General features: G+C 68.8%; 21 protein-coding genes. 4 read left to right on the top strand and 17 right to left on the bottom strand.

All coding sequences use genetic code 11. The annotated features are described in order from the left end of the window. On the top strand, positions 1-387 hold a 387-nt coding region (locus AB2U09_RS16125; protein WP_459193751.1), incomplete at its 5' end, for a PGF-CTERM sorting domain-containing protein. A 524-nt stretch (positions 388-911) separates the two neighbouring features. Here the strand turns inward: AB2U09_RS16125 and AB2U09_RS16120 are convergent. The 7 genes from AB2U09_RS16120 to AB2U09_RS16090 all read right to left on the bottom strand — a co-directional run bounded on the left by AB2U09_RS16120 (position 912) and on the right by AB2U09_RS16090 (position 6458). Continuing rightward, positions 912-1337 (bottom strand): plastocyanin/azurin family copper-binding protein, encoded by a 426-nt coding sequence (locus AB2U09_RS16120; RefSeq protein ID WP_459193750.1) that lies wholly within the window; start codon positions 1335-1337, stop codon positions 912-914. Between the two features lie 63 nt (positions 1338-1400). Then, the gene (ribB, locus tag AB2U09_RS16115; protein ID WP_459193762.1) at positions 1401-2069 is read right to left on the bottom strand and encodes a 3,4-dihydroxy-2-butanone-4-phosphate synthase; all 669 of its coding nucleotides are present in this window, start codon (positions 2067-2069) and stop codon (positions 1401-1403) included. 1 nt (position 2070) lies between these two features. Next, positions 2071-2778, bottom strand: a complete 708-nt coding sequence (locus AB2U09_RS16110) for a DUF120 domain-containing protein (protein WP_459193749.1) — start codon at positions 2776-2778, stop codon at positions 2071-2073. A 208-nt stretch (positions 2779-2986) separates the two neighbouring features. Next, positions 2987-4564 carry a methyl-accepting chemotaxis protein gene (locus AB2U09_RS16105; RefSeq protein WP_459193748.1) on the bottom strand — a complete coding sequence of 526 codons (1578 nt, stop codon included), beginning with the start codon at positions 4562-4564 and terminating at the stop codon, positions 2987-2989. Continuing rightward, on the bottom strand, positions 4557-4853 hold the full coding sequence (locus AB2U09_RS16100) for a DUF8530 family protein (RefSeq protein ID WP_510172079.1): 297 nt from the start codon (positions 4851-4853) through the stop codon (positions 4557-4559). The genes AB2U09_RS16105 and AB2U09_RS16100 overlap by 8 nt, the downstream gene beginning before the upstream one ends. 141 nt (positions 4854-4994) lie before the next feature. After that, positions 4995-5972: a 4-demethylwyosine synthase TYW1 gene (gene twy1, locus AB2U09_RS16095; protein WP_459193746.1), complete on the bottom strand. Its 978-nt coding sequence runs from the start codon at positions 5970-5972 to the stop codon at positions 4995-4997. A 120-nt stretch (positions 5973-6092) separates the two neighbouring features. Continuing rightward, positions 6093-6458 (bottom strand): group I truncated hemoglobin, encoded by a 366-nt coding sequence (locus AB2U09_RS16090; protein ID WP_459193745.1) that lies wholly within the window; start codon positions 6456-6458, stop codon positions 6093-6095. A gap of 130 nt (positions 6459-6588) precedes the next feature. On the opposite strand from AB2U09_RS16090, the gene AB2U09_RS16085 reads away from it, so the two are divergent. The 3 genes from AB2U09_RS16085 to AB2U09_RS16075 all read left to right on the top strand — a co-directional run bounded on the left by AB2U09_RS16085 (position 6589) and on the right by AB2U09_RS16075 (position 8942). Next, positions 6589-6912, top strand: a complete 324-nt coding sequence (locus AB2U09_RS16085) for a DUF8000 family membrane protein (RefSeq protein ID WP_459193744.1) — start codon at positions 6589-6591, stop codon at positions 6910-6912. 96 nt (positions 6913-7008) lie between these two features. Continuing rightward, a complete protein-coding gene (locus tag AB2U09_RS16080; RefSeq protein ID WP_459193743.1) occupies positions 7009-7665 on the top strand; it encodes a hypothetical protein in 657 nt (218 codons plus the stop codon). Continuing rightward, positions 7662-8942 carry a hypothetical protein gene (locus AB2U09_RS16075; protein ID WP_459193742.1) on the top strand — a complete coding sequence of 427 codons (1281 nt, stop codon included), beginning with the start codon at positions 7662-7664 and terminating at the stop codon, positions 8940-8942. Before AB2U09_RS16080 ends, AB2U09_RS16075 begins: the two co-directional genes overlap by 4 nt. Before the next feature lie 35 nt (positions 8943-8977). Here the strand turns inward: AB2U09_RS16075 and AB2U09_RS16070 are convergent, their stop codons facing one another. From AB2U09_RS16070 to AB2U09_RS16025, 10 genes are all read right to left on the bottom strand, one after another. Beyond that, on the bottom strand, positions 8978-10198 hold the full coding sequence (locus tag AB2U09_RS16070; protein ID WP_459193741.1) for a cytochrome P450: 1221 nt from the start codon (positions 10196-10198) through the stop codon (positions 8978-8980). A 130-nt stretch (positions 10199-10328) separates the two neighbouring features. Further along, positions 10329-10958, bottom strand: coding sequence for a TetR/AcrR family transcriptional regulator (locus AB2U09_RS16065; RefSeq protein ID WP_459193740.1), 630 nt, complete (start codon positions 10956-10958; stop codon positions 10329-10331). Between the two features lie 85 nt (positions 10959-11043). Continuing rightward, entirely contained in the window at positions 11044-11280 is a 237-nt protein-coding gene (locus AB2U09_RS16060; protein ID WP_459193739.1) for a DUF8593 domain-containing protein, read from the bottom strand. Positions 11281-11401: 121 nt separating this feature from the next. After that, positions 11402-11905 (bottom strand): HTH domain-containing protein, encoded by a 504-nt coding sequence (locus tag AB2U09_RS16055; protein WP_459193738.1) that lies wholly within the window; start codon positions 11903-11905, stop codon positions 11402-11404. A 179-nt stretch (positions 11906-12084) separates the two neighbouring features. After that, complete coding sequence (gene ppk1 / locus AB2U09_RS16050; protein WP_459193737.1) at positions 12085-14985, bottom strand: polyphosphate kinase 1; 2901 nt, start codon at positions 14983-14985, stop codon at positions 12085-12087. 5 nt (positions 14986-14990) lie between these two features. Further along, complete coding sequence (locus AB2U09_RS16045; RefSeq protein ID WP_459193736.1) at positions 14991-15686, bottom strand: metallophosphoesterase family protein; 696 nt, start codon at positions 15684-15686, stop codon at positions 14991-14993. A gap of 308 nt (positions 15687-15994) precedes the next feature. Continuing rightward, the gene (locus AB2U09_RS16040; protein WP_459193735.1) at positions 15995-16783 is read right to left on the bottom strand and encodes an inositol monophosphatase family protein; all 789 of its coding nucleotides are present in this window, start codon (positions 16781-16783) and stop codon (positions 15995-15997) included. Continuing rightward, on the bottom strand, positions 16780-18369 hold the full coding sequence (locus AB2U09_RS16035) for an ABC transporter ATP-binding protein (protein WP_459193734.1): 1590 nt from the start codon (positions 18367-18369) through the stop codon (positions 16780-16782). The genes AB2U09_RS16040 and AB2U09_RS16035 overlap by 4 nt, the downstream gene beginning before the upstream one ends. After that, positions 18366-19439, bottom strand: a complete 1074-nt coding sequence (locus AB2U09_RS16030; protein WP_459193733.1) for an ABC transporter ATP-binding protein — start codon at positions 19437-19439, stop codon at positions 18366-18368. The genes AB2U09_RS16035 and AB2U09_RS16030 overlap by 4 nt, the downstream gene beginning before the upstream one ends. Then, on the bottom strand, positions 19436-20905 hold the full coding sequence (locus tag AB2U09_RS16025) for an ABC transporter permease (RefSeq protein WP_459193732.1): 1470 nt from the start codon (positions 20903-20905) through the stop codon (positions 19436-19438). The genes AB2U09_RS16030 and AB2U09_RS16025 overlap by 4 nt, the downstream gene beginning before the upstream one ends. Position 20906 lies beyond the last annotated feature (1 nt).

Raw genomic sequence — 20906 nt, 5'->3', positions numbered from 1 at the left:
GCCATGCCCCACCTCGACGACAACTCGAACAACCTCTACGACTTCCCCGAGGCTGACGCGCCGTACTCGGTCAACGGCACCACCGTAACCGACAGCGCCGAGGTCACCGTCGGCGACGCGACGCCGACCCCGACCGCGACGGCTACTGACGAGCCGACGCCTACGGCAACCGACGAGCCGACGCCGACTGCGACCGACGAACCGACGGACGAGCCGACCGACGTCGTCACCACGACGGAGGCGACCGACGGAACGGCCACCGACGACGGTAACTCGACCGACGCGCCGGAGACGACCACCACCGACGACGGTGCTGGCTTCGGTGTCGCAGTCTCGCTCGTCGCCCTGCTCGCTGCTGCGCTCCTCACGGCGCGCCGCCGCGACTAAGGCTGAACCATCGGGCTACCGCCCGACCCGACTCATCCGATATTTTTTCGGCGCTCCCCAGCAGCTACGGGTGACCGATCGTCACGACCCACGAGTCGAACTCCGGAATTGCCGGTCTCGGCTTTCTCTAGTAAACTAGCCGATATCCGAACCAGACACATCGAATATACTTATCATACTCAGTGGCGTCGAAGGAGACGCTCGAAAGCGATCGGACGGCGCCCCCGGTCGAGATCGGTCGTATCTCTACGATTCGACCGCTAACAGCGGGTTTTGTCAGCCCGCCGATCGGGATAGCTGCTGTCTCGGAGAACCCCGACAGTACCGCTTCCGGAGCGGTACGGGATTCAAATCTACCACCTTCGGTGGATCACGGGCGGTATCACGGTCAGACGACGCCGAGTCTCGGAATCGGCCCGTTCGCTCGTCACTATCCGCTCGGAAGCAATAATATAATTCCCCTGTCTATCTATCTATTCTGTTACTTCGGACGACCCCGGAATTTCACCCCGACTGGCCGGGGCTTATTCCACGACGATAGTCCCGACCATTCCCTGTCCGGCGTGGGGGATACAGACGTACGTGTACTCGCCGGCGGTCTCGAAGGATTGCTCGTACGTCGCCCCCTGGGGGAGCGTCTGCCCGGGCTTGCCCTCCTCGTAGCTCGCGAACGGTTCGGCGCCGTCGGGCAGTGACGCCTGAGGGTGATCCTCCGGGACGCAGGAGACGTTGTGCATCGGACTGGCGAACGACCAGGTGACGGTGTCGCCGACAGAGATCGTGTACTCCGCGGGATCGTACACGTAGGTGCCGTTGGGACCGGCGACGATATCGGCCGCTGGCGTGTCGCTCGATCCGCCATCAGCACCGTCGGTCGAACAGCCGGCGAGCGCGCCGAAGGCTGCGAGGCCGCTGGCCCGGACGAACGACCGACGCGAGAATCTTCTCATCGCCACTGCTGGGTGGCGAGTTCCCTTCAGTGTCGCGGAGTCGAGAGGAGGGCGTGTCGGCAGCTATCCGAGGCGGTCGATGACGTCGGCGCCTTCGACGTAGACGAGGCCCTCGCGGTCGGCGTAGGTGCGGGCGGCCGCGGGCGAGCGGGCGCCGCCCGTCTCGTCGTCGAGCATCTCGCAGACGACCATCGCGGGCGGTAGATCCGCGGCCGCGGCGAGCGCGAGGGCGAGTTCCGTGTGGCCTTCGCGGTCGGCCAGCAGGCCCGGGGCGGCGCGGAGGACGTGGACGTGTCCCGGCGCGCGGAACTCGGTCGCGAAGTCGGTGGCCTCGGGGTCGGCCGCGGCGGCGCCGAGTTCGGTGATCGTCAGGGCGCGGTCCTCGTCGGTGATACCGGTGTAGGTGTCGCGGTGGTTGACCGTCAGCGAGAACGACGAGCGGTCGTCGTACCCCAGTTCGTGGTCGGCGGCGGCGGGGTGGTCGATGGCCTCCCGCAGGTACGGCAGGTCGAACGCCGCGGCGACGGCGTCGCCGAGGGCGACGCAGACCAGCCCGCCCGCGTCGTTGCGCATGCGGGCGACGGCGTCCGGCGTGACGGCGCCGGCGGGGTAGATCAGGTCGGTCTCGCCCTCGCGGTCGGCGGCGTCGTGGACGAGGACGGGGTCGCCGCGGCGGAGCGCCTCGATCGCGCGCTCGACGCTCGCGGCCGCGGTCGATGCGTCGCCGGTCATGCTATCGCTGTTCGGTGACATCGATGGTGAGGGAGTCGTCGTCTTCGAGGCCGAGTTCCTCGCGGAGTTTCGCCGGCGCGATCACTTCCAGCTGGTCGTCCCCGTGGTGGGTACGTTCGGGCGTGATGACGTGGGCGTCGCCGAACGTCTCGCCGTCGACGGTCTCGACGGTCGCCGGGTAGCAGTAGGCCGGGCCGTAGGTCCGCTCGTCGTCCTCCCAGCCCTCGATGGTGATGGGCTCGAACGACGAGAGGTGGCCGCGCTCGCGGACGCTGTCCTCGGCGAGTTCGACGTTGAGCGTCCCGAGGAACGGCTCGTAGCCGAGTTTCTCCTCGAACTGGCGCATGTAGCCCGGCAGCGAGATGTAGTGGCGGCCCTCGCCCATCCCGCTCGTGATCGTCCCGTGGAGTTCGACGGTCGCGTCGCGCTCGAAGATCCGGCGGTAGTCGGCGTACTCGCGCTGGAGCGTGCGCTCGCCCGCGTCGGTGACCGTCACCCACTGCCCGTCGCTGACGATCTCCCGTTCGACCAGGTCGGCTTCCTCCAGCCGCTGGAGTCGCCGCGAGGCCGTCTGGGTCGACGCGTCGAGGCGGTCGGCCAACGCCGAGCACGACACCTTCTGGTCGCCGTCGAGTCCGCCCTGCAGCGCCAGCGCCTTCAGCGTCGCCAACTCGGCGTGTCCGACCGACGACGCCGTGACTCCTGTCATACCTGTCACTTGCGGCTACCCGCCGATAAACGTACCGAATACGATACGCGTCTCAGAAGTGGAACGGTAGACGGGTTGCGAACAGTTGTCGCCGGCGACGATCCGTAGCGACAGTTCCACGTGGTCAGTGAAAACGGCGTCGGCATCGCCGCGACGGAACGGAGGGAGTGAAACGCGGACCGGATCGACCGTGCTGGTGGCCGGGTACTCAGGCGGTCGGGTCGCGGGCGGACGGGCCGCCGTCGGCCGCCGCTCGCTGCGAGCGGTCGCCCCCAGTCCCGTCGCCGACGACGAACTCGTCGACTAGGTCCCGGAGGTCGTCGGCGCGTTCGGACATCGAGCGAGCGTTCTCGGCGGCCTGCGTGAGCGACGCGGTCTGCTCCTCGGCGGCGGCCGAGACCTCGTCGGACTCGGAGTCGATCCGGCCGGCCATGTCGGAGACCTCGTCGACCATGCTCGCGACCTCCTCGGTGGAGGCGGCCTGGTCGTCGGTGGCCGAACTGACTTCCGTGATGCTGTCGTGAGCGGTCCGGACGGTCTCGGCCATCTCCTCGAGCGCGTCGAGCGCCTCCTCGGTGGTGACGGCCCCGCTGTCGACGCGCTCGCCCATCTCGCGGATGTTCACGACGGTCTCGTCGGTCGAGTTCTGGATATCGGTGATGAGCCGCTCGACCTCGTCGGTGGCGGCCGCGGCCTCGCCGGCCAGCCCCTTGATCTCATCGGCGACGACGGCGAAGCCCTCGCCGGCCTCGCCCGCGCGGGCGGCCTCGATCGAGGCGTTCAGCGCCAGCATGTTCGTCTGGTCGGCGATGTCGGCGATCATGTCGACGACCTCGCCGATCTCGTCCATCTCGCTCGCGAGCGCCTCGACCTCGTCGATGGTGTCGTCGGCCTTCTCCTCGATGGCGTCGAGTTCGTCGATGGCCTCACCGGCGGCCTCGCGGCCCGACTGGCCGACCTCGACGGCCTCCTCGGTGGCCTGCGAGAGTTCGTCGGCGGAGGCGGCGACCTCCTCGACGGCACCGGAGAGCGTGCTCATCTCGGTGGCGACCGACTGGAGGCGGTCGTTCTGCTCGTCCGCGTCGGCCGAGACCGCCTGCATCGAGTCGGCCACCTGCTCGCTGGCGGAGAGGCTCTCGGTGGCGCCGGCGGTCACTTCCTCGCTGTCGGCCCGCACCTCGTCGGCGAACGACCGGATCTCGACGAGCGTCGCCTCCAGGTCGTCCATCATGGCGTTGAACGACTCGGCGATCTCCGTCATCGCCTCGCTGTCGCTCTCGGGGTCCATCCGTCGGGTCAGGTCGCCCGCGGCGGCCGCGGCCATCACGTCGCCGAACTCCGTCGCCTTGCGCTGGAGGGTCTCGGTGAGCTGTTGTGCGTGCTCGCGCTCCTCCTCGGCTTCCTCGCGGGCCTCCTCGGCCTCCAGGCGCGCGTCCTGGGCGTCTTCCTGGAGTTCGACGGCCTCCTGGCGCGCCCGGTCGGCCTCGGCGGTGGCCGACTTCATGTCGTCCACGACGGCCATCGTCCCCGTGGAACCGACCGCGTAGACGCCGATGGTCGTCCCGAGGAACATCACGCTCAACGCGTCCATCAGCGTAGGCAAGACGCCGAGCCACTCCAGCAACACCGAACTGGTCCACAGAAAGCCCAGGCTCGCGCCGAAGACGAAGTTGACCCAGAACCCGCGCTCGAGTTCGGTGTCCCGCCAGTTCCTGACGCCGACGACGATCGCGGCCGCGAACCCCACCGCCGCGACGAAGTCGAAGAGGACCGTGATCTCAGCCATCGTCGGCCACCACTCCTTCGATCTCCCGCTGTCGATGGGCGTAGGCTGCCACGAAGAAAGCGATCCCGGCGCCCATGAGCCCGACGCCGTGCTCGATACCGTTCATTAGCCCTCCGAGCAGCAAGTCCTCGACGTTCGTCGCCAGCGCCGCGACGACGAGCATCGCGTACCCGACGGCGAACCACTTCGAGCGGTCACGGTACTGTATCACAACCGGGGCGACTCCGATCACCCCGATGATCGCCATCGCGACCGTTATCGGATCTAGTGTCGACCATAGTCCTGCCATGCAATTTCACCAGTATTACCCCTCTCAGTGGCAGATATGAATGTAACTCCCCGATTATAACAGACGATAATGGAGTTGACGATTCGGTGCCCCGTCGAGCGGCGCTCGGTTGGTCGAGCGACCGCGACCGAGACGGCACCGCTACGCGTCGACGTACGGGTCCCGCTCCCAGAACTCGCTTCCCTTCCGGAGTTTGGGGACCCACGTCTCCTCGGTCTTCGAGAGCAGCGTCACGTGGGAGACGGGCACGTCGTTCAGGTAGTCGTGCTCGGGCATGTGCGCCTTGACGTCCTCGGTGAACTCGCGGACCTCCTCGTGTTCGGGCATCGAGTCGCGGTCGAGTCGGCCGCGCGAGTGGCCGACGTGCATGTACGCCTTCAGTTCGACGAAGTCGGGGTCGGCCCGCTGGAACATCGACGCGTACCACTCGGGGTGGTGCATGTTGTTGCCCTTGACCAGCGTGGTCCGCAGGACGGTCCGGGTCTCCTCCTTCTCGGCGAGGACGTCGAGCGTGTCGATCAGCCGCTCCCAGGCGTCGTCCTCGACGGCCTTGACGGTCTCGTCGAACGTCCAGCGGTCCGGCGCGTCGACGCTGACGTACAGCTGGGTGGGGTCACACTCCGCGAGCACCTCGGGCTTCGTCCCGTTGGAGACGAGGAACGTGGTGATGTCGCGGTCGTGGAACTCCTCGATGAGTTCCGGCAGGTAAGGGTAGAGGGAGGGTTCGCCGTCCAGCGAGATCGCGACGTGGCGGGGTTCCATCGCCTCCTCGAACCGTTCGCGAGGCACCTCGTCGTTGCCGCCGAACCCCGAGAGCAGTTTCTTCTGGAGTTCGAGGGAGGCATCGGCGACGGCCGAGGGGTCGTCCCACTCGACGTCGCCGAGTTCGTAGGCGTGGCCGGCGTGGTCGCGCCAGCAGAAGACACAGCGCTCGTTGCACTTGACGACCGGCGTCATCTGGATGCAGCGGTGGGACTCGATCCCGTAGAAGGCGTACTTGTAGCACTTGCCCTCCCCCCGGAGGGCGTTGGCGGTCCACCCGCACGTCTGCGCGGCGGTGTGGTTCTCGCTGTGATACTCCGGGTCCGACACCTGTTTGGGACCGTCCGATTCGCTCATTGAGCGGAACCAAGTCGGGGATTCGTATACATCTGTTCCTCCCGTGTGCGACCGTCTCGATCGGGGCGGACGGGGACCGTCGAACAGCGGACAGGAGTCGCCAAAGGGGCGGGAAAACCGCTACTCCTCGACGATAGCGGGCTTCAGCGCGTCCACCGCTTCGAGGATAGACTCCCTGTCTTCGTCCGTGACGCCGTTCGCTTCGAGCGCCTCGTCGAGGTACGTCGCGACGCGGTCGAAGTCGGCTCCGGTGATCCCCAGCCCCTCGTGGGCTGGCCCCATGTCGTCGCCGTCGTAGGACGCGGGGCCGCCGGCGACCGCGCTGATAAACTGGACCTGATGAGCGTACAGCGCCTCCCGGTCGGTGCCTTCGAAGTACGGTTCGAGCTGCGGGTCCGCGAAGACGCGGTCGTAGAAGTCGGAGACGACGGCTTCGACGGCGTCCCGTCCACCGATCTTCGCGTACAGTGACTCGGTATCAGTCATCGATCTAGACGGCATTCCTGTGACACTAATCACCTGTGAAAACATTCAGCCGGCGTTTCACGTCCGGGGTCCGGACACCGACCGCCATCCGGCGAGTGGACTTATCCCTCCGGGGGACGAGTACCTGACAATGGGACGGACCATCGAGCTATCGGGCGGCTCGCTCCGGTTCGCGCTCTACGCGCTCCAGCTGAGCGGGCTGGTGCTGGTCGCGCTCTTCGTGGTGGCCCCGTTCGATTCGGCCGCGAACATCGTGCTCGCGGTCCTGTTCGGGTCGCTCGCGGTCGCGTCGGCGTACGGCCTGTGGCGCCGGCGCACCGACAGCGGCGCCTCCACACAGGCTCGGACCGCCGAAGACATCACCTACGACCCGATCGCGGATCCCGGGCAGGCGGCAAGGGACAGGTGGGAGAGAGCCGTCCGGCGGCTCCCCGGCGGAGACGACGAGGACTGACGCCGAGGGGGATCTCCCCGGCCGGACGCCACGTACGGCATTTTGCCGGGCGCTCGGACACAAGGCGGATTACACACCTGTACAAATACCACGGTGATGCCCGACCTGACCCGCCGCCGAGCCCTCCTCGCGGTCGCGTCGGGGGCCGTGACACTCGCCGGTTGCAGCGACCGGGAGGCGCGCCCGACGATCGAATGGGAGCGACAGAATCGACGGATCGAGGACCTGGAAGTGCGCACCGCCCGGAGCGAGGACAGCGCCGTGCTGTTCGCCCAGGGCGAGCAGTTGCCGACGGTGACCGACGACCGGCGGCGTCGATACGCCCAGTCCGGTCGAGCGGTCCTCGTCTCCGACGACGACGTCGCCGGACTCACCTTCGGGGACGGCCCCGAAGCCGAACGGCTCCGGTCGTTCGTGACCGAGACGGACTTCGACGCCTCGTCGGTCTACCTCCTCGCGATGTCGATCGGGGCCTGCTACGAGATCCGCCTCCAGTCGGTGACCGTCGAGTGGGACGACGCCGACACGGACGACCTCCACCCCCACGCCGACTTCTGCGAGGCCTACCGGCCCGCCGACGTCGAATGCAGCGCCGACGAGCGCCACACCGTGGGATTCGCGATCCGCCTACCCGTCGCCGCCGAGAGGTCGTCGGGGAGCGGCCGCGGCATGTCGAGTTCCTGCCATCCGGACCCGCGGGGCGAGGCGTTCGACGCGACCGTGACCCCCGCCGAGAGAGGTGATGACGAATGAGGTCGCGGCGAGCGGTCCTCGCCGGCCTCGGAACGGTCGGTGCCGCCGGTCTGACCGGCTGTTCGGCCCTGCCGTTCGGGGACGATGAGAATCAGCGAGAGGACGTGGCGCTGCCGGCCGACGCCGTCGAACCGATGTCGTGGCCCGAGTCGCCGTTCCCGGTCGCCGTCCCCGAGGGGGTCGCAGAGACTCACCGCGAGCGCGCACAGGAACTGCTCGAGGAAGTGCCGGCCGAGCCGACGGTCCCGAACGGCGCGATCACCGAGAAACTCCGTTCGGAGCGCGAGGACGCCGCCAGCGGGCTCGCGGATCCCGTCGATGACCCCTGGCCGATCGACCGGCTCTCGACGTGGCGCAGCCGCCGGGAGACGGCGGCGACCGTCCGCGGTGCGTACCGCGCGGCCACCGGGGAAGACGACGGTGAGACCGTCGCGGAGCGACGGCGGGCCGTGCGCGAGGACCTCGGTGCGTTCGTCGCCGGTACCGAGTACCGCGCGTCCCCGACCCTGGAAGCGGTGCTCGTCTACGCCCCGATCGAGGAACTGATAGCGGACTGCCGCAGCGACGTCCGGCCCGATCGACCGTACCCGTCCGATCCGATCGCCCGGCCCTTCCAGGCCGGCGAGGCCCTCGGGCAGGTCGAGCGCGCCCGCGCGACGCTCCGCGACGCCCGCCGACTGCGGGAGGTCTATCTGGCCGAGCGTACGGATGCCACCTCGCAGTGGGAGACGCTGATCGACGCGTCGGGCCGCCTGCGGTTCGCGGTCGGGCGCGCCCGCTCGACCGTCGACGCGTTCCTCGACGTCGACGAGCCCCCGTTCGAGGCCGACCTCGACGGGACGGCGGCCCGGACGCTGTTCGTCGAGAGTAGCAGACAGGTCTCCTCGGCCGTCGAGAGCCACGAGCGGTACCGCGACGACGGAGACTACGCGCGCGCCGTGATCGAGGCCGGGCAGGCGTTAGCCGCCGTCGAGGCGCTCCGGACGGCGATCGACGGCATCCGCGACGGCGCCTATCAGGGGGAGGTGACCGTCGACTCCGTCACGGAGGCCGCGACCCGGGCCCGGGAAGCCATCGCCGCGGTCGAGGACGCCGAGAACCGACAGTTGGCGACGCGTCTCGTCCGTCCCCCGCTCCAGACGTTCGAGTACCTCCCGCGACACATCGAGGAGGGATACGCCGACGCACCGCGCGTCCAGGGCGAACTGGCCCGGGCCGAACTCTACGCCCGCGCCGTCCCCGCCGCAACCGCGTTCGTGGCCCAGCGGCTCGAATAGGTGGATTACAGGCCAACCGTCCGCCGGTGAGGGCGCTACTCCGCGGGACGAGTGTCGTCGCTCGTTTCACAGGGGAGCGATTCGAGCCCGTAGAGACTGGACAGCGGTTCCAGATCGGATCGATCGGCGTCAAGCCGATCGAAGCGGTCCAGTAGTTGCGAGATGGCTACGTCCGCCTCCATCCGCGCGAGGTGCGCGCCGAGACAGAAGTGGATGCCCGTCCCGAATGCGATGTGGCGGTTCGGCTTGCGCTCCGGACGGAACTCCTCGGGAGCGTCGAAGACCTCCGGGTCGCGGTTGGCCGCGCCCAGCCAGAGCGTGACGACGTCGCCCGCCTCGATAGCCCGGCCGTTCAACTCGACGTCTTCGACGGCGATCCGCTTCAGCGACTGGATCGGCGACCGGTAGCGGAGGACTTCCTCGATGGCCTGTCGCCGGTCGATTTCACCCGTCCGGACCGCGTCCGTGACGCCCTGCTCGTCGAAGGTCCAGATCGCGTTGGTGAGGAGGTTCGTCGTGGTGATGTTCCCCGCGAGGAGGAGCAGGACGCAGAAGCCGACTTGCTCCGGTCTGGACAGGTCCTCCGCGTTCGCCGCGAGCGTGATCAGGTCGTCGCCGTCGCCGCCCTGACGCTCTCCCAGCAACTTCGCGAAGTACCGGCCCATCTCCTGTTCGGCCTGCTGACGGTCCCGCTGTATCCGCTCTCGCTCGGCCTCCGAGTCGTCTTCGGGCCGCGCGACGAGCGCGTCCGACCACGCCTTGAACTGGTCGCGACGCTCGGCAGGGATCCCCAGTAGTTCTGCGATGACGGTGACGGGGAGCGGAATCGCGAACTCGTCGACGAAATCGATAGCGTCGGCGCCCTCCAGATCGTCAAGGAGACCTGCAGTTACGTCCTCGACACCGGGCTGGTACTCCCGGATCGTACCCGGCTGAAACCGCTCGTCGACGAACCCACGGAGCCGCGTGTGCTCCGGCGGGTCGGTCGTGATCATCGTCTGGAGGATCGAATTGCCGCCGTCGCCACCGTCCGCGTCGTCGAGGGACCGGTTCGCGGTGAACGCGTCGTGATCCTTGAGCACGCGGTCCACGTCCTCGTACCGGAAGACGTCCCACGTCTCCCGTCGCTCGTCGTAGCGAACCGGGTCCTCCGCTCGCATCTCGGCGTACCACTCGAACGGCGAGAGTTGCCCCTCGCGGCTTCGAATGGCGTCCGGTGGCTGGCCGACTCCGACGACTGAATCAGGGGACTGCATGGATTAATTGGCCGATTAATCAATTATAGCTCTTTTGGCCATGCGGACAATCTCGGGTGGCGAGACGGGCCGATCGACACCAGAAGTCCGAGGGGTCGCGGAGCAATCGAACTCGCGAGTTCGCCGGGTGTCACGCTCCCGACGGGTCGTCGACGAGATCGTCGACGATGTCGTTGGTGAGCGCGTGAACCCGATCGATCGGGGCGTCCCGGTTTGTCGTCGCGCGCGTGTGCAGCCCCTGTTTGAGGAGGAAAAAGAGGTGATCCGCCGTTCGCTCGGGGTCGACCGGCCGGAACTGGTCGCGCTCGATTCCGGACTGGATCGTCAGTGCGAGCACGTCGCGGACGTTCCCCTCGACCGCCGTCGTCGCCGCCCGGAAGTCGGGGTCCCAGATGGAGTGGGCCCACAGTTCGACGAACACCCGCGCGATGGCCGTCTCGACGTCCTCGGGCGGCGACGAGATGACCTCGCTGACCCGCTCCGGTTCCGGGTGGAGCATCTGGTCGATTATCCCACGGAGCGCCGCTTCGGCGTCGGCGATCGGCGCGTCGGTCTGGCGGTCGACGAAGATGTCGACGAACCCGTCGAGCATCGACAGCAGCAGGTCGTCCTTGCTGTCGAAGTAGTGGTATATGATAGAGGGGTTCTGGCCAAGTTCCTCGCCGATGTCCGTCAGGGAGAGGTCCGCGTACCCGTGTTCGACGAGCGCTCGAAACGCGGCCTCCCTGATCCGCTGTTCCGTCTCCGAACCACTGCTCATTGCACGCATCTGGGGAGGAAGTTCACATGAGCGTTCTGCTCCGGTGGACAGCCAGCGGTCAAGCGAGAAGCGACGGCGGCGGGCGTTACACGCGCAGTCGGATCGTGTTCTCCCGGACGTTCGAGACGTAGCGGTCGTTCAGGGTGTGTTCTTCCCGGTTAGTGCGCACGTCCCAGTCGAGGTGGTCGACGACGTCGTTGTTGTTCCCGACCGTGACGCGGACGACCAGCGACCCGTCGTCGATCCCGCTCACCTCGCCGATCTCGGCGCCGTCCTGGGAGACGACGCGCTTGCCGACCTGTTCCTCGGAGTACTCGGCCATACCGATCGCAGGGGCCGGCGCGCCGTATGGGTTCTTTCGGGGTGGTTGCCCACCGGTAGCGAGTCGCCTTCGGACGATCGTCAGGGCAGTCTCGATGCTCCAAAGCCGGCGGCTCGCCGGCTCAGTCGCCGCTGAGTCCGTGCGTCGCGCCGATCCGGTCGGGACCGTGTTCCCCATTCCGGTCGCGGCGGTCGAGCCAATCGAGTCGGTCGGCGACGCTGCAGATCGCCTCGCCGGTGCTGTAGGGGGCGACGTGAGCCAGTTCCCCGTCGGCGTACTCGGCGAGACAGCAGACCGGCAGCCGGAGCGCGGCGAACTCCTCGCCGGTCAGCGACGACGAACGCTGGCGCGTGTCGAAGAACGGCTCCATCGAGACTCCGCGTTCGTCCGCCCACGCGCGGAAGTCGGCGACCCGGTCAAGGACGCACTGGCCGGCCTGCGTCCGCCGCGCTCGCGCCGAGAGCTCGATCTCGCGCCCCCAGACGGCGACCGACGCCGTCTCGATGCGGCCGGCTTCCGCCAGATCGCGGACCCGCTCGACATGCCCCGTCGCGGGCGTCTCCGTCGGCGACAGCGAGCGGACGAACAGTGCTACGGAACGACGGCCGGGAGTTGCTGTAGCCATGGGTGGGCGTCACGCGAAGCCTCGGTAGCCAGTATCTAATAATTTTCTTCCATGAATACATTTTCTCACAGTAATCTATATATCCGAGAGCGAGCGAGAACGCTGGAACAGCGATCGGTGCAGCGGAAGCGGAAACGACTGGACAGGCCACCAACGGGCGTGTCAGCGGTCCGAACGGCTCATTCGACGATGCGTTCGACGACGGTCGCCGCGCCGTCTGTGGTCTTGCGGTAGACGGTCCCGTCGGGCGTCCGAATCGCGAAGGCGTAGTGGTCGCTGTCCGGGCGGTACCAGCGGTCGGGGTTGGTCCGGAGCAGCGCCGGCAGGTCGGACGCTTCCGCGCCCGACGCACCGGCATCGCCCTCCGTAGTCGGTGACCCACCGTTCTCAGCCGGCGACCGGCCGTCATCCGTCTCGGTGTCCGGGGATCCGTCGCTGGACGCTGCGACAGTCGAGTCGCCGTTTTCCGCGACCTGTGAACCGTCGGCCGCGGTGGCGACCACGGACTCGACCTCGTCCGTCTCCTCGAACGGTTCGACCTCCCCGACCGCGGTCTCACCGGCCGACGAACCGTCGTCCGCGTCGCGGTCGTCGGCCGGTAGATCGACGAGATCCGGGTCGACCGGTTCGACGAGCAGGTCGGTCTCCGTGGCGGCGTCGGTCGGGATCCCCCGTTCGACGTCGTCGTCGGTGGCAGCGCGGCGGGCGCGCTCCATCAGGACTTCCTGAGTGTTGATCACCTCCTCGCCGGGACCGGGCTGGTGCTGTTCGTAGCTCCCGTCGGCGTTCATCTCCCAGCGCTTGCGGTTGTCCCGCAGGAGCAGGTCGAGGACGAACCGGAGCTGTTCGCGGATGGCGGTGTCCTCGACGGGCGCGACGGCCTCGACGCGGCTGTCGAGATTCCGGGTCATCCAGTCCGCGGAGCCGATGTAGTACTCCGGTTCGCCGCCCTCCGCGTCGTCCTCGGCCCGCAGGTCCGGATCCCGAGCCCCGTTCTCGAAGTAGTAGATCCGCGAGTGCTCGAGGAAGCGGCCGACGACGCTGTAGACGTTCACGTTCTCACTGACGCCCTCGATGCCCGGGCGGAGCCGGCAGATGTCCCGGACGATCAGGTCGACGTCGACGCCGGCCATCGCGGCCTCGTAGAGTTCGGCGACGAGGTCGGGGTCTTCGAGGGCGTTGACCTTCGCGACGATGCGGGCCGAGCGCCCCTCCCGGGCGTGTTCGGCCTCGCGGCGGATGTAGCGGGTCAGGCGGTCGCGCATCGTCACGGGCGCGATGAGCAGCTTCCGGAACTCCTCGTCGAGGGAGGGGCCGGTGAAGAAGTTGAACACCTTCACCAAGTCCTGCCCGATGTCGCGGTCGGCGGTCAGCAGTCCGAGGTCGACGTAGCCCTTCGCCGTCTCGGAGTGGTAGTTGCCGGTGGCGACGTGGGAGTACAGCTCGACGCCGTCGTCCTCCTCGCGGACGACCAGCGCGGTCTTGGTGTGGGTCTTCAGCCCGATGGTCCCGTAGGCGACGTGGATGCCGTTTTCCTCCAGCCGACGGACCCACTCCAGGTTGTTCTGCTCGTCGAAGCGGGCCTTCAGCTCGACCATGACGGCGACCTGCTTGCCGTTGTCTGCGGCGTCGATGAGCGACTGGATCACCTGCGAGTCGCTGGCGGTCCGGTAGATAGCCGCCTTGATGGCGAGGACGTCCGGATCGTTGGCCGCTTCGTCGAGGAAGCGCTGGACCGTGTCGGTGAAGGAGTGATACGGGTGGTGCAGCAGGATGTCGTCCTCCCGGATGCGCGCGAAGATATCGCCGTCGTCGCTGGCGCCGTTCAGCGGCGTCCGCTGGCGCTGGAGTCGCGGGTGCGGTTTGGGCGTCCACGACGGGAGCTTCAGCCCCGGCCGATCCAACTCGAGCAGCGTGTCGAACTCCCGGTAGTCCATCGGGCCGGGCCGTTCGAACACCTCCTGTTCGCTCACGTCGAGTTGCTCGACGAGCGTCTGCCGAACGCGTTCGGAGGTCCCGGCCTCGACTTCCAGGCGGACGGCGGTCGCGAACCGCCGCTGTTCGAGCACCTCCTCGATCATGTCGATGAGGTCCTCGGCGACCTCCTCGTCGCGGCGCACCTCGGCGTTGCGGGTCAGCCGGAACAGCGACGCCTCGACCACCTCGGCGTTCGGGAAGAGGAGATCGAGGTTCGCGCGGACGACCTCCTCGATGAGGACGTACCGCTCACCCCCGGCGACTTCGACCAGCCGCGGCAGGTTCTGCGGGACCTTCACCCGCGTGAACGTCGGCGACTCCTCGTCGTCTTCGCGGGTCAGCACCGCCAGCGAGAGGCTCAGGTTCGAGATGAACGGGAACGGGTGGGCCGGGTCGAACGCGAGCGGCGTGAGCGTCGGGAGCACCGACCGCTCGAAGTACTCGCGCATCGACGCGCGCTCGTCGGCCGAGAGGTCGTCGTAGTCGACGACGTGGATCCCCGCCTCGGCCAGCGCCGGCCGGATTACGTTCTCGTAACAGTCGGTCTGTCGAGCGAACATCGGTCGCGCGGCGTCGAGAACCTCCTCCCACTGCTCGCGGGGCGTGCGGCCGTCGACCGTCCGGTCGGTGATCCCCGCCTCAATCTGCTGTTTGAGGCCGCCGACCCGCTTCATGAAGAACTCGTCCATGTTGCGGGTGAAAATCGACAGGAAGCGGACCCGTTCGAGCAGCGGGTTGCGCTCGTCGAGCGCCTCGTGGAGCACCCGGCGCTGGTAGGCCAGTTCGCTCAGTTCGCGGTTCAGGTAGTACTCCGACGCCGAGGCGTCGAACTCGGCCGAGTGGACGTCGACGCCGTCCGCCTCGCCGGTGGCAGTGTCCGTCCCGCCGTCGGCCCCAAGGACCGAGACTGACGGCGGGCCGGCGTCCAGAATCGAGACCGTCCCGGCGTGTTCGGTGCCACTTGCGTCCCCGTCGTCTGTCGCGGTGCCACCGTCGTCACCGGCCGACGCGACGCTCCCGTCACCGTCGGCCGTCACAGTCCCGCCGTCACTCTCGTCCGTCCCGCTGCTCCCGTCACCGTCTTCGTGACTGCACCCCGTCATCGTTCTCAGCCGCTCGCTCGAGGCGTGACGATGCTGTCGGCGCTGCGCTCCTGATAGGTCTCGGCCGGCTCGACGGTCACGAACTCGCCGGTGTCGGTGTGGTAGGCGGTCAGCGTCCCGCCGTAGACGCAGCCGGTGTCGAGGCCGACGGCGCTGGCCGACTCGAATGGCTCGGCCAGCACTGTGTGGCCGAAGAACACCCGCGGGCGCCCGTCGTACTCCTCGAACCAGAAGGGCCGGTCGTAGCTCCCGCCGGGCGCGAGCGAGCGCATCGTCAGGATCTCCGCCGAATCGTGATCGTCCAGCGCCTTCCGCGGGTCGATCCCGCCGTGGACGACGAGGTTGTCCTCCCACGAGACGGCGTGGGGAAGCGACTCGACGTACGCCATGTCCTCGTCGGAAAGTTCGGGGAGGTGTTTGTCCCCGCGGATCAGCTTGTCCTCGTTGTTGCCGCGGACGCTGATCACGTTGTCGCGCTCGCGCACGAACTCGAGGACGCCCCGGCTGTCCGGCCCCTTCCGCACGAGGTCGCCGACGATCACGAGCAGCGTGTCCTCGTCCGGGTCGATGCGCTCGACCAGTCGTTCGAGCGCCGGCAGACAGCCGTGAACGTCGCCGACGACGTAGATGTCGTCCCACCGGTCGGCGTCGATCCGCCGGTGGTCGTCCCCTGCACCGCCGAGCAGTCGGTCGTCCGTCACCGTCGGCCACCCCTCCGTCCACGTGTTCGAGACATATCCGGAGCAACCGGATCCACGGTATAGGTGATTTATATGAGTGTTTCCAGAGTGGACATACCGCTCTATAGATCTACTGACCAGTCTGTAGAGAGACACGAGACGGCACGCGCCCGGCCGAGCCGGGGCCGCCGAACAGGTTGCTGGCCGGCGCGGTGACAATAGCCGGCTGCGTCGCTGACAGCGGGTCGTGACGTATCACAGCGACGGGAGGCTCCCGCGGTGGCGCCGAACGACGGCACCGCAGAAGGCGGTCGCGCGGATAGGTGAAATCAGATCTCGGTCGCGGCGTCGAGGACGGCGTCGTGGACGCCACCGTTGGAGGCGACGAGGCCGACGGAGTCGTGGCGCCAGCGCTCGCCGTCCAGGTCGGTCACGCGCCCGCCGGCCTGCCGGACGAGGTGGACGCCCGCGATGGTGTCCCACGGGTGAGCGTCGACGTTGGTGAACACGCCGTCGAGTTCGCCGGCCGCGAGCCGCGCGAGCGCGGTCTGGACCGACCCCGGACGGCGGACGTCGCCGAACCGCGAGACGGCGGCGCGGGTGGCCGCGGCGAACTCGTCACGGCGGTCGTGGGGCCACCAGACGGTCGGGGCGACCATGCAGCGCTCGGGGTCGGTCCGGTCGCTGACGGTGACCGGCTCGCCGTTTCGCTCGACGGCACCGTCGGCCGCGACGACGGCGTCGCCGATAGCGGGACAGACCGTCGCCGCGGCCACCGGCTCGCCGCCGTCGACGGCGCCGACGCTCGTCGCCCACGTCCGCCCGCCGCGGACGAAGTTGTGGCTGCCGTCGATCGGGTCGACGACCCACGCGGTCCCGGACTCGGGAACCTCCGTGGGGGCGTCGTTCTCCTCGGCGACGACTGGTTCCCCCGGGTAGTGTTCGCGGATGGTCGCCAGCGTCTCCTCCTGGGCCTCCCGGTCGGCGCGGGTCACGTAGTCCGTCTCGTTGTCCTTCGTCTCGACGGAGATGTCACGGCGGAACAGCGACTCGGCGACCGACCCGCCGGCGCGGGCCGCGCGCTCGGCGACGGCCGCGCGTTCGCGGGCGTCAGTCATCGGACGCCTCCGTTCTGGCGGGCGGCGACCGTCTCGCGCACGCCGCGGTAGTCGTCCTCGCAGCGGAAACAGCGGCTCTCGACGTCACCCGTCGAGACCGCTTCGGGCGCCTCTCGGTCGCACCGGGAGCCGAACGCCTCGCGCAGGCGTTCGGCGGCGCCGCCGTCGTCGCCGCTCTCGGCGCGGTCGACCGCCTCGTCGACGGCCCGTCGGGCCTCGGCCGGGAGTTCGCGGTCGCCCAGCAATTCGTCGACCGCCTCCTCGACAGCGTCGGCGTCGACGTCCAGCCCGAGCGCGCCTTTCACGCGGTCGAGCGCCGAGTCGTCGCCGCGGGCGCGCGTCCGGAACACCACCCGGAGTTCGTCGAGCGCCCGCCAGGTCGCCTCGGGCAGGTCGAACTCCTCGGAGCGGATCTTCGCCGGACAGCGCGTCGCGAACGCGCAACCGTCCGGCGGGTCCCGCGGGCTCGGCGGGGTCCCGCGCAGAGTGACCCGCTCGCCGTCCCACGGCGACCCGCTCCCGGGGATGGCCGACAACAGCGAGAGGGTGTACGGGTGGGAGGGGTCACGGAACACCGATTCGGTCGGCCCGAGTTCGACCACGTTGCCGAGGTACATCACCGCGACGCGGTCGGCGATATGCCGCACCACGCTCAGGTCGTGGGCGATGAACAGGTAGGTGAGCCCGAACTCGGCCTGTAGTTCCTCGAGGAGGTTGATGATCCGCGCCTGAACGCTCACGTCCAGCGCGCTCACGGGTTCGTCGAGGACGAGGAAGTCCGGTTCGAGCGCGAGCGCGCGGGCGATACCGACGCGCTGGCGCTGGCCCCCGGAGAACTGGTGGGGGTACCGGCGGACGTGCTCCTCGTTCAGCCCGACACGGGTGATCAGGGCCTCGGCGCGGTCGCGGCGCATCTCGTCGACCGACTTCTCGACAGTCACCGAGACGGTCGGACGACTACCGCGGTCGACCGAGACGCTCACGTCCGACCGGTCGAGCGGGAGTCGCCGGCGGACGGCCACTTCGGGGTCGCCGTTGCCGAGCGTGACCGTGATGTCGGCGCTCTCGGGTACCGCGTCACCCGCGGAGCGCTCTTCGACGGGGCTGTTGCCGGTGACGGTCGCCCCGTCGACGTCCGGGACGGCGACCGAGAGCGTCGGCCAGTCGTGCGCTTCCAGCGGTTCGCGGACGATCTGGCCGACCGTCTGGCGGTCGTTGAGGCTCTCCTGTGGGTCCTGGAACACCATGCCGACCCGCTGTTGCCACTCGCGGGCCTCCGCGCCCGACAGGTCGGTCACGTCGCGGCCCTCGGCGGAGATGGTGCCGTCGGTCGGCTCCTCCAGCCCGAGGAGCGTCCGGCCGAGCGTCGTCTTGCCGCACCCGGACTCGCCGACCAGCCCGATGGTCTCGCCCTCGTAGACGTCGAAAGAGACGCCGTCGACCGCCCGGACGGGCGGCGACCGCGAGAACATCGACCGCTCGTCGTAGTAGGTCCGCAGGTCCCGCACCGACAGCAGCGGTTCGCCGCGGGCCTCGCCATCGTCGGCGTGACCGGCTGTCTGGCCGGTCGCCGGATCGGGCGTCACAGCGACTCACCTCCGTCGGGGCTGACGGTGCCGTCGTCCGTCTCGTCGGCATCCGTCCGGCCGCCGACCCCGCCGTCGAGGTCGCTCTCGCTCGGGTAGCGGTCGTCGTGGAGCAGGCAGGCGGCCGTCCGATCGACGGCCGGGTCGCCGACCGCCTCGTGCTCCGGGTGGACCTCCCGGCAGGCGCCGAACGCTTCGGGACAGCGCGGGGCGAACCGGCAGTCGGTCGCCGGACCGGTCGGCGTGGGCACCTCGCCCTCGATGGTCGGCAGTTGCTCGTCGGGCGGCGTCCGCCCGGGGATCGACCGCAGCAGCGCCTCCGTGTAGGGGTGTTTCGGGTCGTCGAACAGCGCCCCGGTCGGCGCGCGCTCGACGACCTCGCCGGCGTAGATGACGTTCACGCGGTCCGCGGCGTCCTCGATGACCCCCATGTCGTGGGTGATGAGCAGGATGGCGAGATCCTCCTCGCGCTGGAGTTCGTCCAGCAGGTCGAGGATCTGCGCCTGGATGGTCACGTCGAGCGCCGTCGTCGGCTCGTCGCAGACAAGCAGATCGGGATCGCAGGCCAGCGCCATCGCGATGACGGCGCGCTGTTGCATCCCGCCGGAGAGCTGGTGGGGGTACTCGTCGACGCGGCTGGCGGCGTCGGGGATGCCCACGTCCTCCAGCAGTTCGACGGCGCGCTCGCGGGCTCCCGATCCGCGCAGGTTCTGGTGGATCCGCAGCGCCTCGCGGATCTGGTTGCCGACGGTGTAGACGGGGTTCAGGGCGCTGCCGGGGTCCTGGAAGACGATGGCGATGTCGCCGCGGTGGGCCTCCCAGTTGTCCGCTGTGAGGTCCTCCCCGCGGAAGCGGATCGACCCCTCCTCGATGGCACCGGGGTCGTCGACCAACCCGAGGATCGACCGGGCGGTGACGGACTTGCCCGAACCGGACTCGCCGACGAGGCCGACCGTCTCGCCCGCGTCGACCTCGAAGGAGACGCCGTCGACGGCGTGTATCTCCTCGCGCTCGGTGTAGAACACCGTCCGGAGGTCCTCGACGGCCAGCAGAGGCTCGGCGTCGCTCACGCGCCACCACCCCGCCCGGCCGCACCGCCGCTCTCGGCGTCCGACTGCGGGTCGATGGCGTCGCGGATGCCGTCGCCGAGCGCGTTGAACCCGGTGACGACGACGGTGATAAGCAGTCCCGGGATGAGCGAGATGTGCCACGAGCCGGTCGTCACGTAGTCCTGCCCGAGGTTGATCGCCCGGCCCCACTCGGGGGTTGGCGCCGAGACGCCCAGGCCGAGGAAGGACAGTCCGGCGATGGCGATGATCGCGCCGCCCAGCGTCATCGACCCGTAGATGAGCAGGTAGCCGGTGATATACGGGAGCATGTGCCGGCGCATGATAACCCTGGGTTTCTGCCCGAAGCTCCGCGCCGCGTCGACCCACTGTCGTTCGGACACCTGGAGGGCGGGCCCGCGGACCGACCGCCACATGTAGGTCCAGCCGGTGCCCGCCAGTATCAGCGCGAGCACGAACGCGCCGCTGTATATCCCGCCGACCCAGGTGTCCGCCAGCACCGTCGTGAGCATGATTATCAGCAGTAACTGCGGCATGGCCATCACCGCGTCGGAAACGAGCACCAGCCCGAGGTCGACTCGACCCTTGTAGTAGGCCGCGGTCAGCGCGAGCGAGCCCGCGAGCAGGACGCTCAGCCCGACCGAGAGCACGCCGATCACCAGTGAGATACGCGATCCCGCGGCGATGAACGTGAACAGGTCACGACCGGTCGGGAGCGTCCCGAACGGGTGATAGCGGTCGTAGTCGTCGTAGCTGAACGGCAGGATCCGCGACTGCGTCCCGGTCGACTGGGAGTCGAGGTTCGCCTCGCCGACCAGCGCCGTCTCGACGCTGCCGGTTTCGGCGTTCCAGTAGCTTATCTCGTTGGAGTAGGAGTTTCGCATGTTCTTGTCGACGGTCGTCGGGCCGAGCGCGGGCGCGAACACCGCCATCACGACGAACATGAAGACGACGACGAGGCCGAACTGACCCCACGTGTGCGAGCGGAAGCGGTCGACCATGTCGTCGCGCGGCGTCCACTCCAGATCGCGGATCTCCCGACGATAGAGGCGGTAACCGAGCACCGCCCAGCCCGCACAGGCGAAGGCGTACGCGTAGATGGCTATCAGGCGGAGCGCCCACGCGAAGGCGGGTTCCAGCCCGAGGAACGTCCCGACGTAGCGCTGGCCGTTCCAGTAGCCCTCGTTGGGGATCGTCTCCCGCGAGAGCAGCGTCGGGACCGACTCGGCGACCGATCGGGCGGTCTCGAGCGCCTCGATGACCGGGGCCGCCGCGGAGGCGACGCCGGCGAGGTCCACCGCCGTCGACAGGAAGTCCGCGAGGATGCCGACGAGGAAGGTGGCGAGCGCGCCGGCTTCGAGCGCGAGCAACACGGCGCCCGCGGCGAGCCAGACGGCCAGCGGCGAGCCGGTCGGGAGGACGGTCGATTCCCGCGGGGCGGGCGCGTCGGCGTCGTGTGCGCCGGCCATC

Source organism: Halosimplex yunnanense (assembly GCF_054504345.1).
This window is presented reverse-complemented; position numbering and strand designations above follow the sequence as displayed.